At 36.2% G+C, this 14,861-nt stretch carries 18 protein-coding genes and 1 other annotated feature; of the genes, 6 read left to right on the forward strand and 12 right to left on the reverse strand.

Annotated elements, in window-relative coordinates; translation table 11 throughout:
* Positions 1-442: 442 nt before the first annotated feature.
* The 5 genes from ACEWK1_RS24490 to ACEWK1_RS24510 all read right to left on the reverse strand — a co-directional run bounded on the left by ACEWK1_RS24490 (position 443) and on the right by ACEWK1_RS24510 (position 3,518).
* The gene (locus tag ACEWK1_RS24490) at positions 443-685 is read right to left on the reverse strand and encodes a DUF2552 family protein (protein ID WP_121662676.1); all 243 of its coding nucleotides are present in this window, start codon (positions 683-685) and stop codon (positions 443-445) included.
* Positions 686-694: 9 nt separating this feature from the next.
* Positions 695-1,018, reverse strand: a complete 324-nt coding sequence (locus ACEWK1_RS24495; RefSeq protein ID WP_212138802.1) for an iron-sulfur cluster biosynthesis family protein — start codon at positions 1,016-1,018, stop codon at positions 695-697.
* 133 nt (positions 1,019-1,151) lie between these two features.
* Complete coding sequence (locus ACEWK1_RS24500) at positions 1,152-1,484, reverse strand: YolD-like family protein (RefSeq protein ID WP_121662678.1); 333 nt, start codon at positions 1,482-1,484, stop codon at positions 1,152-1,154.
* 28 nt (positions 1,485-1,512) lie between these two features.
* Positions 1,513-2,166 carry a GDSL-type esterase/lipase family protein gene (locus ACEWK1_RS24505; protein ID WP_251398327.1) on the reverse strand — a complete coding sequence of 218 codons (654 nt, stop codon included), beginning with the start codon at positions 2,164-2,166 and terminating at the stop codon, positions 1,513-1,515.
* 89 nt (positions 2,167-2,255) lie between these two features.
* Positions 2,256-3,518, reverse strand: a complete 1,263-nt coding sequence (locus ACEWK1_RS24510) for a DNA polymerase thumb domain-containing protein (RefSeq protein ID WP_416636743.1) — start codon at positions 3,516-3,518, stop codon at positions 2,256-2,258.
* 148 nt (positions 3,519-3,666) lie between these two features.
* On the opposite strand from ACEWK1_RS24510, the gene ACEWK1_RS24515 reads away from it, so the two are divergent.
* Positions 3,667-3,861: a YqzH family protein gene (locus ACEWK1_RS24515; protein ID WP_121662680.1), complete on the forward strand. Its 195-nt coding sequence runs from the start codon at positions 3,667-3,669 to the stop codon at positions 3,859-3,861.
* 36 nt (positions 3,862-3,897) lie between these two features.
* On the opposite strand, the gene ACEWK1_RS24520 is transcribed toward ACEWK1_RS24515, so the two are convergent.
* The 4 genes from ACEWK1_RS24520 to ACEWK1_RS24535 all read right to left on the reverse strand — a co-directional run bounded on the left by ACEWK1_RS24520 (position 3,898) and on the right by ACEWK1_RS24535 (position 7,654).
* Complete coding sequence (locus tag ACEWK1_RS24520) at positions 3,898-4,845, reverse strand: TRM11 family SAM-dependent methyltransferase (protein ID WP_232273299.1); 948 nt, start codon at positions 4,843-4,845, stop codon at positions 3,898-3,900.
* A gap of 20 nt (positions 4,846-4,865) precedes the next feature.
* Positions 4,866-5,780 (reverse strand): GNAT family N-acetyltransferase, encoded by a 915-nt coding sequence (locus tag ACEWK1_RS24525; RefSeq protein ID WP_212138803.1) that lies wholly within the window; start codon positions 5,778-5,780, stop codon positions 4,866-4,868.
* Positions 5,781-5,871: 91 nt separating this feature from the next.
* Positions 5,872-6,666, reverse strand: a complete 795-nt coding sequence (locus ACEWK1_RS24530) for an SDR family NAD(P)-dependent oxidoreductase (protein WP_121662682.1) — start codon at positions 6,664-6,666, stop codon at positions 5,872-5,874.
* A 4-nt stretch (positions 6,667-6,670) separates the two neighbouring features.
* Entirely contained in the window at positions 6,671-7,654 is a 984-nt protein-coding gene (locus ACEWK1_RS24535) for an MBL fold metallo-hydrolase (protein ID WP_121662683.1), read from the reverse strand.
* A gap of 262 nt (positions 7,655-7,916) precedes the next feature.
* Positions 7,917-8,123 (forward strand) — a binding site (T-box leader).
* Positions 8,124-8,229: 106 nt separating this feature from the next.
* On the opposite strand from ACEWK1_RS24535, the gene proC reads away from it, so the two are divergent.
* Positions 8,230-9,066 (forward strand): pyrroline-5-carboxylate reductase, encoded by an 837-nt coding sequence (gene proC / locus ACEWK1_RS24540; RefSeq protein WP_121662684.1) that lies wholly within the window; start codon positions 8,230-8,232, stop codon positions 9,064-9,066.
* Between the two features lie 225 nt (positions 9,067-9,291).
* Entirely contained in the window at positions 9,292-9,855 is a 564-nt protein-coding gene (locus ACEWK1_RS24545; RefSeq protein WP_121662685.1) for a DUF3231 family protein, read from the forward strand.
* Positions 9,856-9,893: 38 nt separating this feature from the next.
* Here the strand turns inward: ACEWK1_RS24545 and ACEWK1_RS24550 are convergent, their stop codons facing one another.
* Both ACEWK1_RS24550 and ACEWK1_RS24555 read right to left on the reverse strand, forming a co-directional pair.
* The gene (locus ACEWK1_RS24550; protein WP_121662686.1) at positions 9,894-10,118 is read right to left on the reverse strand and encodes a hypothetical protein; all 225 of its coding nucleotides are present in this window, start codon (positions 10,116-10,118) and stop codon (positions 9,894-9,896) included.
* Complete coding sequence (locus ACEWK1_RS24555) at positions 10,115-10,330, reverse strand: cysteine-rich CWC family protein (protein ID WP_121662687.1); 216 nt, start codon at positions 10,328-10,330, stop codon at positions 10,115-10,117. Before ACEWK1_RS24555 ends, ACEWK1_RS24550 begins: the two co-directional genes overlap by 4 nt.
* Before the next feature lie 106 nt (positions 10,331-10,436).
* On the opposite strand from ACEWK1_RS24555, the gene ACEWK1_RS24560 reads away from it, so the two are divergent.
* Positions 10,437-10,580 carry a hypothetical protein gene (locus ACEWK1_RS24560; RefSeq protein WP_162987408.1) on the forward strand — a complete coding sequence of 48 codons (144 nt, stop codon included), beginning with the start codon at positions 10,437-10,439 and terminating at the stop codon, positions 10,578-10,580.
* Between the two features lie 145 nt (positions 10,581-10,725).
* On the forward strand, positions 10,726-11,742 hold the full coding sequence (gene namA / locus ACEWK1_RS24565) for an NADPH dehydrogenase NamA (RefSeq protein WP_416636744.1): 1,017 nt from the start codon (positions 10,726-10,728) through the stop codon (positions 11,740-11,742).
* Between the two features lie 44 nt (positions 11,743-11,786).
* Here namA and rnz read toward each other — a convergent pair whose 3' ends face one another.
* Positions 11,787-12,716, reverse strand: coding sequence for a ribonuclease Z (rnz, locus tag ACEWK1_RS24570; protein WP_212138807.1), 930 nt, complete (start codon positions 12,714-12,716; stop codon positions 11,787-11,789).
* A 453-nt stretch (positions 12,717-13,169) separates the two neighbouring features.
* On the opposite strand from rnz, the gene zwf reads away from it, so the two are divergent.
* Entirely contained in the window at positions 13,170-14,651 is a 1,482-nt protein-coding gene (gene zwf / locus ACEWK1_RS24575; RefSeq protein WP_373995106.1) for a glucose-6-phosphate dehydrogenase, read from the forward strand.
* Positions 14,652-14,861: the final 210 nt, after the last annotated feature.

The following is a 14,861-nucleotide window of genomic DNA, read 5'->3' on the forward strand; positions in this document are numbered from 1 at the left end:
AAAGAGTTGATAAAGCTCATAATTAAATCTTTAAAACGTTGACGTTTCTGTTTTGTTTAGTTTTCAAAGAACTACTTCGCTTACTCAATCGTTAGCGACAAAAATCATTGTATCACATATATTCTTCAGTGTCAACTTCCACGAAAATTATATTTCTTTCATTCAAGCGACTTAACTTAATTATCTTATCACCGAACTTCACAGAAGTCAATAACTTTATTTCTTTCAATAAAGCAATGTCCCTTATTGAAAATCAAGATACTAAATATATCACCTTACTTTCAACTTGTCAAAACCTAAAACTAAACAGGTTATCTCCAAGCAGAGTTCAAATTCTATCACCCCCTTTACAAGAAGTCAACAACTAATTTCCCATTTAAGATTCCATCCTCATATCTTAAAAGCCAATCCAAAAGGATTGGCTTCCATTATTCTTACCTAATTAACCTAAGACATCTGAAATATTCTCCATGTTTTCTTCAATCCATCGAAGCGCTTCGTCTATCGTAGGAAATTCCTGTGCCTCAAAAGACATCTCGTCTTGCAAAAGCCAAACGTCCTTCGTGTCTTCATGTGATCCACCAATTGACCAGTGAAGAAGACTATATGGATGGTTTTCATTTAAAAAGGATACCCATGTTTTATTTAAAGCTACATTTTTTATGGAATTTAATCGATCCTTCATCTATACTCCTCACTTTACAACTAAACTCATACGCGGATTTAATATTTGTGAGGGACTTTTTAACATGAAGCTTCTAGCTGACTCGTTATAAGAAATCGTTAGTTGATCATCTAAAAAGACCATTTTCGTTCTTTCTACTACTAAAGGTACGTAATTTGTCTCTATATTCACATCATCCTGATCTTGTTCTTCAACAAGCCACAATGCTGTTACACCGCTCATGACGCAGCCACAACCTTCAGTGTCGTATTTTATTTTTAAAAACCGTTCATTATTTTCAGCTAATTTTGGTTCTAGTTGTTGTATTGCTTCATCTGTAAAAGTCACCTGCATGATAAATCTCCTTTTTAAAATCCTTTTTATATAAGCACATTTTATCACAGGCTGTATATTCTTGCATAAATTTACTCCTAGAGGATCATTTTTGTAAAAAAACAAAGGATGAGTACTATACCTACTCATCCTCTTACTTTTGTTTTAAATCTACAATTGTTTGAATCGACAGCTGCTGACGATCACCAGTTTCCTCATTTATAATTCGCAAAGTATGCCGAATGGGATCAATATAATGTACATAACCTGAGCACGTATGAAAAAAATGATCTTTATAATAGGTAAACACAAGTTCTGTATGCTCCTCCATTGCCTGACAAATGGTTTCATTAAATTGTTCAAGTTGCTGTTCATCAAGTTCGGGTTTCTTCTGATAGGTATCTTCTTCGGACCAGTCTCGTAAAAGCTTAACATGTTCAGGGAGCATCATAGATGTCCATTTTATATTTCCTCTATCCCGTATCATGTCTCGTCACCACCTTCAAAACGATTTACTAGTGAAAAGCTTTCGGATAGCCTAGTTGAGTTAATGTATGAGCAATCTCTTGATATCCGAGATTATTTGGATGGATATGGTCCTTAGATAAAAGATCTTCTTGTCGACCTTTAAATACCGAGTAAATATCTGCAACTCGAATTGTTTTTCCATTATCAAAGCTGTTTAATTGACGATTAAAAAAACGAACCCATGTATCTGCAAGTGCAATTTCCGGCAATGGATTATAAAGATTAAGCAAATAAATGATAAAAGGAACACCACATTCTTTTTTCAATTCATGAATGGTTTCCATTATTTTCACCATATTGTTATGGCACTCTTTTACAGATTGAGTTAGGTCTGTTGTATCACGGGATTCCACGAATTCTTTGCTAGCTTGAATTAAATCGTTTCCTCCAGCTGAGATGGTAATAATGTTGGCATGTTTAATTTTCTGATGCAGCTCAGGACTTTCTACAATTTGTAAAACACCGCCTGTTTCTATACCAGATTTTGCGTAAATACCAGCACATACGTGGGTATTTAGCTTTTCCTCAGTTAATCTCACATAACGTCCAACAAATCCAGGTGCTAGAAATGATGCGCCTACTCCAACTGTCAAGGAATCTCCTAGAGCTACATATGTTAAACATGACCGATTTGTTTCCACATGATATCCTCCTAAAAAAGCAAATAAAGTCCTTATACTTTATATTCCTAAACAGAAGGATCGTAGCTTTTCCAAATTGAAATAGGCTTTTATGCTTTATGCCCACCAACAAGCGTGGCACGTTGCTTGGCTGTGCCAGCAGGTGTATAGGACACAGCCCGTAAAATGGCATCAGAGCCATATTTATGACGGATCGAGTCCATCACATATCCTAAAGTGCGTTGTTTTGTACGATTTGGTCGAAATAAATCCAGCTGCATTTCACAGTCATCTTCAATATTCGAGAGGGCGATTGAAATTTTCCGTACGGTTTTATTTTCATAAAAATTTTCAAAAAGCTGAAGACATGTTTCATAAATATCCATTGTAATATTTGTTGGTTCCTCAATTGTTTTAGAGCGATAAAACCCGCCACCAAATTCATCACGGCTATACCCAATTCCAAGGCTAATTGTACGACCAACCTTTTGATGCTGGCGTGCTCTACGGGCAACTTCCTCACTTATCTCTAACATCACATGTTTGACTTCTTCCGGGTCAGGGTAATCACGGAGCAACATTTGGCTTTTTCCAAAACTGATTTGCCCTTGCATAATTGGAGCACCAACTTCTGATAAATCAACACCCCATGCATGATAATAGAGTTGATTTCCCATCACACCAAATTTCTTTTCCAAAAGCTCAAGAGGATAGTTAGCAAGCTGTCCGATATTAAAAATCCCCATTCGATTTAAGGTTTTTTGCACTCTTGATCCAATCCCCCACATGTCACTTAGCGGTTCGATTTTCCATAGCTTTTCCTTCACATCGTCATATGTCCATTCGGCAACACCTGTCTTTTTCGCTTCAGTATCTAAGCACACTTTCGCTAAAAGCATATTTGGCCCAATTCCAATGGCACTTGGAAGGGAAAATTCCCGTTCCATGTCATCACGAATTTTATGAGCAATTGTTAAAGCATCTCCCCAAATATGCTCTACCCCATCCACTTTGATAAAACTTTCATCAACACTATAGGTATGGATTGCATCTTTCGGTACATATCGATGAAAAAGCCTTGTCAACTCCGTTGAAATGCGGACATATGTCGCCATCCTTGGGTTCACAATCGTAATACGGGGGTCTTTTGGCACTTCAAATAACCTGGACCCCGTTTTAATTCCAAACTCCTTTTTAAGTCGAGGAGATGCAGCTAAGACGATACTCCCTTGCCGCTCCGTATCACCTACAACAGCCAAATAACATGTTAATGGATCCAACCCAAGCAACACGGCGGCACAACTTGCATAAAAGCTTTTCATATCAATACAAAGAATCTTTTGTTTTGGCAGCTGATCGTAGTTTTCAATCATAGCCGTTTCCTCCAATAGAATATATGTTCGTATAAAGTATATTCTATATATTAAGCGAATATACGTTCGATTTCAATGGTAGTTTTCACCATGAAGCATGATGAACAAATACTTCAAAAGATGTATACTACCTTTAACGAGGTGAAATATGGAAGAAAAGATACTTTTCAAAATGCTTCGAAAAAGTTTTTTACAGTACGGAAGAAATCTTGATGAAGATCCATTATCAAGTGAGGATTCCGCTTATTTACTCGAAAAGATAGCCGCGGATAAAAACGATGATACAGAATGGTATGAGGTTATAGAGGATGCTGTCTATAGCTATGTAACAAATCAAGAATAAAAGAGCCTTGTGAGTCAAGAAGACATCACAAGGCTACTATTCACAGACAAGAATTTGTCTCGTAAAACTTCCCTTTTTCGCAACACCACGATCAACAATTTTAAACCCTGCTTTTTCTATTAAATAATCAATCGTTTCAATTGTCACTACAACAACTCTGCTAGCGAAGCTACGGGCACTTCGGAGCATGTCAAGCTGCTTATCTGGGTCTAGAACTGAGCAAAGATTATAAGGCATATCAATAATAGCTACATCATAACAGCCGGTCACATCAAGAATGTCCCTTAAACTAACTTCCCCCTCTAAGCCAAAATAAGCAATATTTTCTCGGGCAAGTGGACAGACAAGTGGGTTATTGTCACTCCCAACAATGTTAATCCCCATTGATAACGCTTCTACTAAAACTGTTCCCGATCCACAGCAAGGATCAATCGCTTTGATATTGTCTACCTTAGGAACAGCAATATTGACGACAGCTCTCGCAACTCTTGTGCTTAAAGCCGTTGAATACTGTTTAGGTTTATTTTGATGATAAAACCAAATGGATTCACTTTTGTTGTATTGACCAAACACCCAGCTATTATGAAGCTTCATAATTACAAACAATAACTCAGGATTAACCAAATCAACTCTACCAACTATTTGTAGCCCAATCTCACGTTCCATTTTACGTCTTTCATCAAAACTTACTTTTTCATAACCGGCCAAATCAGTATGTTCAATGAAGAGCACTTTAAACGTGGCACCCTCTATATTCAATCCCTTTATTTGCTGAACAATGCCCATAAAAGAATCCGCTCTATACATAACATCAATTCTTTCGTTAATAAACGGACTTCGGCTTGGATCAATCTTTACAGTAGTTTCAATTATACTAGAATCTGTATCAAACCCAAAAAGTGAGCGCATCTCCAGTTGGCACAATGAAAGCTCATCTTCATGACTAGTAAATGTATAGATAAATTTCTTTTGTTGTTGAGCCAAGCATTTTCCACCTTTACTTATTAAAATATTATTTTTGAATCGGTTGGTGTTCCCTGATGAAAATACATTTGCCAATGACCTTTTTTATATTTCCAAATCGAACTCCGTAAAGTCGTTTGTTTTCTTGTTGCATCATTTATTTTATAAGTAGTCAAAACAACATCCGTTGACAAGGGATGCAAAGTAAAATCATACAGTTCCATATCTCGGACCGTCAAGCCCCCATCATCAAGACAATCCGATTTTGTCCAAACGTTCCCTGAACTTCCAAATTCAAAAAAATCATCTGCAAGCAGCTTGTTTAATTCAGTAGGAGATGTTCGAACAGTAGGAGTTAACAGCTGCTCTTCTAGAGCCTGGATGTGTGACCGTAAAGAACCGTTAGCTTCAACAGTAGCTAGCTTCTTCTGTGCCTCATCCCATTCTGGGGCAAGTATACTCATCTCCCATAAGCTCCAGTAGTGATCACCCATTTTTCGGCAATCTCTAAGCAACCCCTCCTTTTTAAAGCCAACCTTTTGATAACATGCAATTGCTGAAGTGTTAAAATCAAAAACACCTAAACTAACACGGTGCAAGTTTAGCTGTTCAAATGCAATTTTCACTATTTCAGTCATCATTAGATACCCAATTCCCTTACCTCGAACACCTTGATCCCCAACCAACACTTTTCCAACTCTTGCTGATTTATGCTCACGATCAATATTCGCTAGAGATATATGCCCAATAACGTGTCCAGTTTTTTGAAGAACAACACTATAAACATAAGCATCAGACACATCAGTATTTGCCTTTTCTATATATCGTTCAATTTGTTCTTTGGTTAACGGAAAAGTAAAAGCAGGCCCAGCCCATTGAAGCAAAAACTCAGGTGTAGAAATCCAACTAATTAATTTTTGGATATGATCATGCTTAAAATACTGTAACTCTATCATAAAAAGACTCCTAGTATTAAATGTAAAACGAAAGTGAAGTTTAGGCAATAAATAAAAAAGACATAATGCTGTTAACACTATGTCTAAAATCTTATTTCTTAAAAAATGCTTTGCCTGCTAGTTTTTCAAAAAGTCTCGGCATTACCTGGTAAAGGGTGCTTCCCGCATTCATCCAAGCCGGTAAATTAATTTCGCGTCTTGGAGTCAGCATAGAAGCCACAATGATTCGAGCAACCTTGTTTGGATCGAGCATCCAACGTTCAACATTTTTCACATAGTCCCCTTGTTTATCAGCAATTGTGAAAAAATTTGTTTTAATCGGTCCAGGATTTACAGAGGTAACAAAAATCCCATGCTGCTTAACTTCCATTCTTAAACTGTTAGTAAAACCTAAAACGGCATGTTTACTAGCTGAGTATAAACTTGATTTTGGTGTTGCAATTTTCCCCGCCTGTGAAGCAATATTGATAATATGTCCCTGTCTTCTCTTCATCATCGCTGGCAAAACCATCTTTGTGCTGGCAACTAGACCAAAGACATTGACCTCAAACATACTTTTCATTTCATCTAATGAGGAATGAAGCACTTCATTAAAAATACCGAATCCGGCATTATTAACAAGAATATCAATCGAACCCACATCACGTTCGATCATTGAAAAAACAGTTTGAATTGATTGAAGGTCCTGAACATCTAGTGAATAATAGTGACATGAAACACCGTAATTATGCTTAATACGCTCAGAAAGCTTTGCTAAAACTTCTTCTCTTCTAGCAAGCAAAACAAGATGAGCACCATTTTTCGCACATTCGATCGCAATTTTTTCACCAATTCCACTAGAAGCACCGGTAATAGCCACATAGCACCCCTGTATACGAGAATTCATCTGATCACCTCTTTTTCTCTACAGCATAATAAAGAGCTGGAGTGTTTGTTTCATCAATTTTAATTTGACCGTTGTCCTCAAGGTAGTCAAGCTGTCCAACAGTCTCTGACATAGTCAGCATAAGCTGCTTGTGATATATAGTAGGAAAAAGTGCTTTGCACACTTCAAATGCGGTTAGAGACTTTTTCTGCAAGAACCCTTTAACAAGCTCCGCCCTCTCAGCTTGTTTTTTCAAACGATAGGCAATAAGCTCATGAGCATTCTCAATATTTTCCCCATGTCCTGGATAAACAATAGATAGCGACAAATCAAGCAATTTAGAAATTGAGTTGTTTAGCTGCAGCTGAGGCTTTGGTCTGTCGATAGCTCCGTCAATCATTGGGGGCTCTAGTAAAGGATTTGGAGAGATGTCCTTTAACAGTAAATCTCCCCCAACTAGTATACCTGTCTTTTCTTCATATAAGACGATGTGACTCTGGGCATGACCCGGGGTTTCCATAACTATCCATCCAGGGAGTCCAGCAATCTCCATTCCTTCTACCAGCTCATGATGTAACGTTCGATTACACGAATATTCTAAGGTGTCGTTCAATTTTTGTATAGAAGGTAAGAAATTTTCATCTAATCCAAAGGTGAGAAAAAGTTGTTCAAAATACCGTGCTTGAGCTTGCAGAAACCCTTCATCTTTTTTTAACCACGGCTTGTTAAAGGGGTGGCCAAAGACAGGAATGTTGTGGTCAAAATAATCAAGCATACCAACATGATCTGGATGATGATGTGTAATGATGATTTGTTCAATGTCATCTGGTGTATAACCATATTCCTTTAATTGATGTTGAAAGGAAAGCCACGCTTCTTCTGTTTTAGGTCCAGCATCCACAAGTGTTACACGCTCTCCCTTGATTAAGTAAACATTCACATCACCCACCGGAAACGGTGTGGGTAAAATGATTTTCAAAATTTGCTTTGCCTGTGTTGTCTGGTTCATTTACTCATCCCCATTATTATTTTTATATAAGTTAAGTTAATAAAGAAGCAGGAAATCATGATAATCAAATTATGTATCTTCACTAGGCTTTCTTTAATCTAAACAAATTATCTACCACAATTGTACCTTGCAACTACCACCTTGTCATTATATTCCAATAATTCAAATCTCTAATGATATAAAGAAAACTTGACAACAGCTTATCTAACGCTGCATAATGAATAAAAATTTATATCTTTGCATAGTTGTAGTGTTTTTAATATACATAGCGTTGATTAGGAATAGTAGATAAAATGGCGCAAAAAGAGAGTGGAGTCCATGGCTGAAAGGCTCCATTGCTAACCTTTTATTGAACCTACCCTATGAGCTGTTAGGTAAACCTAACCGTATGTCTGCGATAAAGATTATAAGCTGGGAATGCATAGGCATTCCAAAAAAGGTGGTACCGCGGAGTCATTCCGTCCTTATTATAGGACAGAATGGCTTTTTTATTTATGGAATGCAGGGCTCGGTTAAACTAGCGGTCTAGCAGGAATCGAACTTAATAAGATCACACAATAAAAAGGAGAGAAATTATGGAAAGAATCGGATTTATAGGAGCTGGCTCAATGGCTGAAGCCATGGTTGCAGGACTTATAAAAGGAAATGTGTTTCAAGCGGAGCAAATCATTGTGTCGAATCGCTCTAATTCAGATCGACTAGATGAATTATCAGCAAAGTACGGCATAAAAACGACTCATGATAAAGAACAATTAGTAAAAGATGCTTCCATTATCGTACTAGCAATGAAACCTAAAGATGTAAAAGCAGCTCTTGACGGTGTACAAACTTTAATCAAAGATCATCTTATTGTGTCTGTTTTAGCCGGGATTTCTATACAAACAATTACGGCTATTCTTGGAAAGAAAGTTTCTATCGTTAGGGCAATGCCAAATACATCTGCTGCTATTGGAAAATCAGCCACTGCTATTGCAGGAAGTGATTCTGTAACAATGAAGCAAATGAAAAAATGTAAATCTCTTTTTGAAGCAATCGGGATTTGTAAGATTGTTGAGGAGAATCAATTGGATGCTGTTACTGGGTTATCTGGAAGTGGTCCTGCCTATATTTATTATTTAGTAGAATCAATGGAGAAGGCTGCTGTTGAAGTAGGGTTAGACCCTTTTGTTGCCAGAGATTTAATTGTTCAAACCTTACTAGGGGCATCGGAAATGATTGCTGTTTCAGACAAACATCCATCTCAGCTAAGGAAGGAAGTAACAAGTCCGAATGGCACAACAGAGGCAGGAATATCCATCTTAAAGGAAAAACACGTTCAGGAAGCGGTCATATCATGTATCAAACGGGCAACAGAACGTTCAGAGGAATTAAAAGCAATGTTTTCTGAAGAGTTGGTCACTAATAAAAAGTAAAGATAGCAGGGATTTCATTTGATGTGAAATCCCTGTTTTTTTCTTCCTTTTCAAATAAAAAACCTCTAGAGCAAACCTTATAAGTCAAAACATGATAGTTTAGTGGCGATCATTACCGTAATAGAAAATAAACTAAGATCTAATACCCACTTACCTATTCAATCTGAGTGAATTCATAAATTTTTGCACAAAATAATTGAAAACTAAGTTTAAGAGGTGATACAGATGTCTAATTTCCTTGAAGGTACAATTGAATTTATTAAAACAAATCTAAATAATACAACTCAACGACCACTGCATATTGGTGAAGCAATGACTTTGTGGACTTACTCCATTTTACTTGATGAAGCAAATGCTTTTTGCTACATCGGAAAAAATACATCAGATGATCAGGATATCCAGAAGATGTTAAAAGACAGCATTAAAAACTGTGCCGAACAATCAAACGATGTTAAACAGCTTATGATAAAAGAAGGCGTCCCCATCCCAAACGCAACTCCCCCAAAGCCAAACTCTGACACATTGGACATTCCTTATGGAACAAAGATGTCTGATGAAGAAATAGCAAATGGATTAATTGCAAAAGAGCTGGCAGCAATTAATTTATGTAATGGAACATTAACACAAGCTATCCGTAATGATGTGGGAGCTATGTTTTTGAAGTTCTATAATGAAAAAGTGAATTCTTTACTTATTGTTAAGACAACAATGCTTGAAAGAGGCTGGTTAAAAGTTCCTCCATCTTTTGCAGTAACCGGACACCCCAATTCTTCTGAAGGGAATAAGTAATTATCCTCCAATAAAACCTTTACCTCTTTAGAAAAGCTCTATAAGGGTAAAGGTTTTTCAGGTCTTACAGGACAAAACAAACAAGTGGGGTCATCACATTTTTCTTCTTTCCACTCATTACATAAAGCGCAAAAGTATGTGTCAAAATCATCGTAATAAACAATATGGGACCCACATTTTGAACAAATTTGGTCTTTATCAATAAATCCTTCTAGTTTAATATCTTTAATCACAACAATGCCATCTCTTTCGGTAACCCTCACCTTTTCACCCCAAGAATATAATTTTCCCCTGTCATTTTTTCTTTATAATCATTCACACATTTTTTACAAATACACGAATCTTTTGAAGCAGATGTTAGTAGTTCTTTTGGAAATGATTCAGTCATGCACCAACATGTTTCTGGTTCTTTAGAAACTGTACATTGATTATCATTATGACATAAGGGACACTTCTTCATATTTACACCTTCCATAAAGGATACTTTTATACATGTTTTATTTTAGCACTAAATCCTTCTAGAATATTTTACTTGCATCAAAAAATGTTGAAATTAAATACTAATGAATGGAGGTGGGAAAGTGTTTAACCGCAATGTTATGAGTTTATTACTTAAAAGTACAATACTATCAAGTTTATTCAGTTTTATTGTCATTACACTTACTATTTATCATCATTTTAAAATAAAGAATTTGCTACAGAAGCTTGAAAATAGATCAGTATAAGCATTTTCCAACTAGCCACTAACAAAATGAAGTGGCTTTTTTCACCTTTAACTACATAAAAACTAACAAGCAGAAAACATGCCTATTTTTTATTAGATTGTTATAATTTTTGCGTAAACATAATCTACATAATGGAGGAGAAACAATGAGAACGAAGCTTTTTCAACCTTATCAAATAAAAGATGTAACGATAAAGAACCGTATTGTTATGTCACCAATGTGTATGTATTCCTCAACAGGTCAACAAGGATTTGTTGAAGACTTTCATATGACCCATTATATTAGTCGTGCAGTAGGTCAAGTGGGGTTAATTATGATTGAAGCAACAGCTGTTACTCCACAAGGTCGAATTTCTTCTCAAGACCTAGGAATTTGGAGTGATGATCATCTTCCTCAACTAAAAAAACTAGTATCAGGTATAAAAGAATATGGCTCAAAAACTGCGATACAGCTTGCCCATGCTGGTCGTAAAGCTACGGTTGATGGCGAGATATTTGCTCCATCCGCTATCCCGTTTGATGATCATTCCAAAACACCCACAGCTATGACAAAAGAAGATATTGCATCCACCGTTCAAGCATTTAAAGATGGAGCGAGAAGAGCAAAAGAAGCTGGTTTTGAAATTATTGAAATTCATGGAGCACACGGATATTTAATCAATGAATTTTTGTCTCCATTATCTAACAAACGTGAGGACGAATACGGAGGATCACCAGAAAATCGCTATCGTTTATTAAGCGAAGTAATCGATTCTGTAAAAGAAGTTTGGAGTGGCCCACTTTTTGTCCGGATTTCTGCTTCTGATTATCACGAGGAAGGATTAGATGTTTCAGATTACGTTGAATTTGCAAAGAAAATGAAGGAACAAGGTGTTGACTTAATCGATGTAAGTTCAGGAGCAGTTGTAACTGCCAAAATCAACGTGTTTCCAGGCTACCAAGTCCGTTTTGCTGAAAAAATTAAAGAAGAGGCAAAGATAGCGACGGGAGCGGTCGGACTTATTACGACCGGATTACAAGCAGAAGAAATATTACAAAATAATCGAGCAGATCTTATCTTTATTGCAAGAGAGTTGCTACGAGACCCTTATTTTCCAAGAACAGCAGCAGCTCAGCTTAAAGAAACGCTTGATCCCCCAAAACAGTATGACAGAGGTTGGTAAGATAAAAAGGAGAGATGGCTTAAAATCCATCTCTCTTTCTTGTTTTAACTATTCTTCGGTATTTCAATTTGCATAAAATCTGATGCTATTAACGTTAAAGGAAAGGTATCCTTTGCCTCCTGAAGTAGTAAATCATGCTGCTCTGTTGTTTGGTAACGAGAGCTAATGTGTGTAAGAATTAACTTTTTCGCATTAGATTTTGATGCAATTTTAGCTGCATCCATTGTCGTTGAATGGAAATAATCATATGCAAGCTGTTGATCTTCCTTAGAAAATGTTGCTTCATGAATAAGCACATCAGATTCTTCCGCAAGTTTTATACTTTTCTCGGTGTATCGGGTGTCCCCTAATATTGTCACAACTCTTCCCTTTTGTTTCGGCCCAATAAAATCGTCTCCATTAATAACTGAGCCATTTGGTAACTGAATGTCTCCACCCTTTTTAACTTTTTGATAAATCGGTCCAGGAGGTATTCCGAGATTTTTGAGTTTTTCAACAAGTAAGGGACCCGGTAAATCTTTTTCAATTACTCGGTATCCATATGAGTCAATTCCATGCTCCAATTTTTCAGCAATAACCTGAAAAGATTCATCCTCAAAAATAATACCATTTTCAATTTCTACAAATTCTATTTCATAAGTTAAATGTGTGTGGCTAACAGAAAGTGATATTTTTACAAACTCTTCTATTCCTTTAGGTCCGTATATCGTTAAAGGGGTTTCTCCACCTTGAAATGACCTTGAACTAATTAACCCTGGTAAGCCGTAAATATGATCACCGTGCATATGTGTAATAAAGATTTTCTCAATCTTTCTAGGCTTAATAGAAGTATGTAAGATTTGATGCTGCGTCGCTTCACCACAATCAAATAACCATACTGCATTTCTCTCCTCTAATAACTGGAGGGCTACACTCGAAACATTCCGAGCTTTAGCAGGAATTCCGGCTCCTGTACCGAGAAACATAATATTCAATATAATGCCTCCTCCTTTACATTATCAAGCATACATGAAAGAGAATGATTATGACAATATAGGTTTTTGACATGATAATTGTTAAAGGATTGGCACTCTTTCGCATTAAATATTTACATTTATTCTTGTTTTTTCATACCTTCATGAATAAAAATTCAATCAACCTCTTGACCAATCCATCAATTATTGTCTAAAATAGACTGAATTATACAAAGATTTCTACAAAATAGATGCATATCAGACGATATTTTTCTGCAAATCGTTTATAATAGTTTATGATGAAAGTCTTTTTAGAGCTATTATGTTTGATTTACTGCAAGATAACCTTTAAAATTAAGTATTCGTATAGGAGTATTTTACATTCAGTGTTCAAAAAATTCGATCTAGTCTTCTTTTTTTGAATGTATATGCTGATGAAATAAATAAATGTATTTAACAAAGTGAGGTACGAACGTGATTACACAAGAACATCCAAAATCAATTATTGTCATTTTCGGAGCAACAGGTGATTTAGCAAAACGAAAGTTATTCCCATCTATCTACCGCCTTGTTCAAAATGAGAAAATCGGAAAAAACTTTGCCGTTGTTGGGGTAGCAAGAAGACCTTGGACAACTGATGAATTCCGTAGTAATGTTTCAGATTCTATTCAAACTTCAATGAAAGAATCCAAGGATCTAGAAGAATTCACATCTCATTTTTATTATCACCCATTTGATGTAACGAATCCATCATCCTACTTAGAATTAAATGGTCTGCTAAGTGAGCTTGATGGAACTTATCAAACAGAAGGCAATCGCATTTTCTATCTAGCAATGGCACCTGAGTTCTTTGGTACAATTGCACAAAATCTTAAAAAAGAAGGATTAACAGATACGAATGGCTGGAGCAGATTAGTAATCGAAAAACCATTTGGACACGATCTTCCTTCTGCTCGAAAACTGAACCAAGAAATTCGTGAAGCATTTAATGAAGATCAGATTTATCGTATTGACCATTACTTAGGGAAAGAAATGGTTCAAAACATTGAAGTAATTCGCTTTGCTAACGCCCTATTTGAGCCTTTATGGAATAATCGTTACATATCTAATATCCAAGTAACATCTAGTGAGATTTTAGGTGTGGAAGACCGAGGACGTTATTATGAGAATTCAGGTGCACTCCGTGATATGGTTCAAAACCATATGCTTCAAATGGTTGCTTTATTAGCGATGGAGCCGCCTATTAAACTGACTACTGATGAAATTAGAAGTGAAAAAGTAAAAGTTCTGAGAGCACTTAGAGCCGTTGCCGAAGATGAAGTTAGTCAATACTTTGTTAGAGGTCAATATGGTGCAGGTCAACTAGAAGATAAACAGCTAGTTGCCTATCGCGATGAAAATAATGTAGATGATGATTCTCAAACTGAAACTTATGTTGCCGGAAAATTATTAATTGATAACTTTAGATGGGCCGGTGTTCCTTTCTATATTAGAACTGGAAAACGAATGGCTGCAAAATCAACAAAAATTGTTGTTCAATTTAAAGATATTCCAATGAATTTATATTACAAAAAAGGTGAAACTGTTCCACCTAACTTGTTAATCATTCACATTCAACCTGAAGAAGGAATTACTCTTCAGTTAAATGCGAAAAAGGATGAAGATGAATCTGGCATCTCAAAACCAGTTAAGCTTGATTTATCTAATAATTTCCTTGATGGAATTAATACACCGGAAGCATATGAAAAATTAATTTATGACTGCATGCGTGGAGACGCCACTAACTTCACTCATTGGGACGAAGTAGCTTTATCATGGAGCTTTGTAGATCCAATTTCAGAAGCATGGACAAAAGGTAAAGCAGCTCTTGCAAGTTATCCTTCTGGATCAATGGGACCTAAAGAAGCAGATGAACTTTTGAAGGAAGATGGAAATCAGTGGTGGCCTGTTAACTAAAACAGGATGTGATGACCTGGAATCGATCCCAAAATTTTAAATTTATAAAGAAATAGTAAAAGCCGATTAGGATAAATCCAACGGGTTCGGTTTCCGAATACAAAACTAAATTAGCAAACTAATAAGCAGTCCAATTCGCTACTGAATAAGACTGCTTATTTTTATTGATATATATGGGGTTTAATTAAATGGAAGGTAAATAGGCCCAGA

Origin of the sequence: Metabacillus sp. YM-086, assembly GCF_048059995.1 — a bacterium.
GTDB lineage: Bacteria > Bacillota > Bacilli > Bacillales > Bacillaceae > Metabacillus > Metabacillus litoralis_B.

What these genes read in the sequence shown, in the direction of transcription:
- ACEWK1_RS24495 (WP_212138802.1), bottom strand. Translation starts at nt 1,018, where the DNA reads ATGCAGGTGACTTTTACAGATGAAGCAATACAACAACTAGAACCAAAA.
- ACEWK1_RS24555 (WP_121662687.1), bottom strand. Translation starts at nt 10,330, where the DNA reads ATGGAAGGTGTAAATATGAAGAAGTGTCCCTTATGTCATAATGATAAT.
- ACEWK1_RS24535 (WP_121662683.1), bottom strand. Translation starts at nt 7,654, where the DNA reads ATGAACCAGACAACACAGGCAAAGCAAATTTTGAAAATCATTTTACCC.
- namA (WP_416636744.1), top strand. Translation starts at nt 10,726, where the DNA reads ATGAGAACGAAGCTTTTTCAACCTTATCAAATAAAAGATGTAACGATA.
- ACEWK1_RS24530 (WP_121662682.1), bottom strand. Translation starts at nt 6,666, where the DNA reads ATGAATTCTCGTATACAGGGGTGCTATGTGGCTATTACCGGTGCTTCT.
- ACEWK1_RS24545 (WP_121662685.1), top strand. Translation starts at nt 9,292, where the DNA reads ATGTCTAATTTCCTTGAAGGTACAATTGAATTTATTAAAACAAATCTA.
- ACEWK1_RS24490 (WP_121662676.1), bottom strand. Translation starts at nt 685, where the DNA reads ATGAAGGATCGATTAAATTCCATAAAAAATGTAGCTTTAAATAAAACA.
- ACEWK1_RS24515 (WP_121662680.1), top strand. Translation starts at nt 3,667, where the DNA reads ATGGAAGAAAAGATACTTTTCAAAATGCTTCGAAAAAGTTTTTTACAG.
- ACEWK1_RS24500 (WP_121662678.1), bottom strand. Translation starts at nt 1,484, where the DNA reads ATGATACGGGATAGAGGAAATATAAAATGGACATCTATGATGCTCCCT.
- ACEWK1_RS24525 (WP_212138803.1), bottom strand. Translation starts at nt 5,780, where the DNA reads ATGATAGAGTTACAGTATTTTAAGCATGATCATATCCAAAAATTAATT.
- proC (WP_121662684.1), top strand. Translation starts at nt 8,230, where the DNA reads ATGGAAAGAATCGGATTTATAGGAGCTGGCTCAATGGCTGAAGCCATG.
- ACEWK1_RS24510 (WP_416636743.1), bottom strand. Translation starts at nt 3,518, where the DNA reads ATGATTGAAAACTACGATCAGCTGCCAAAACAAAAGATTCTTTGTATT.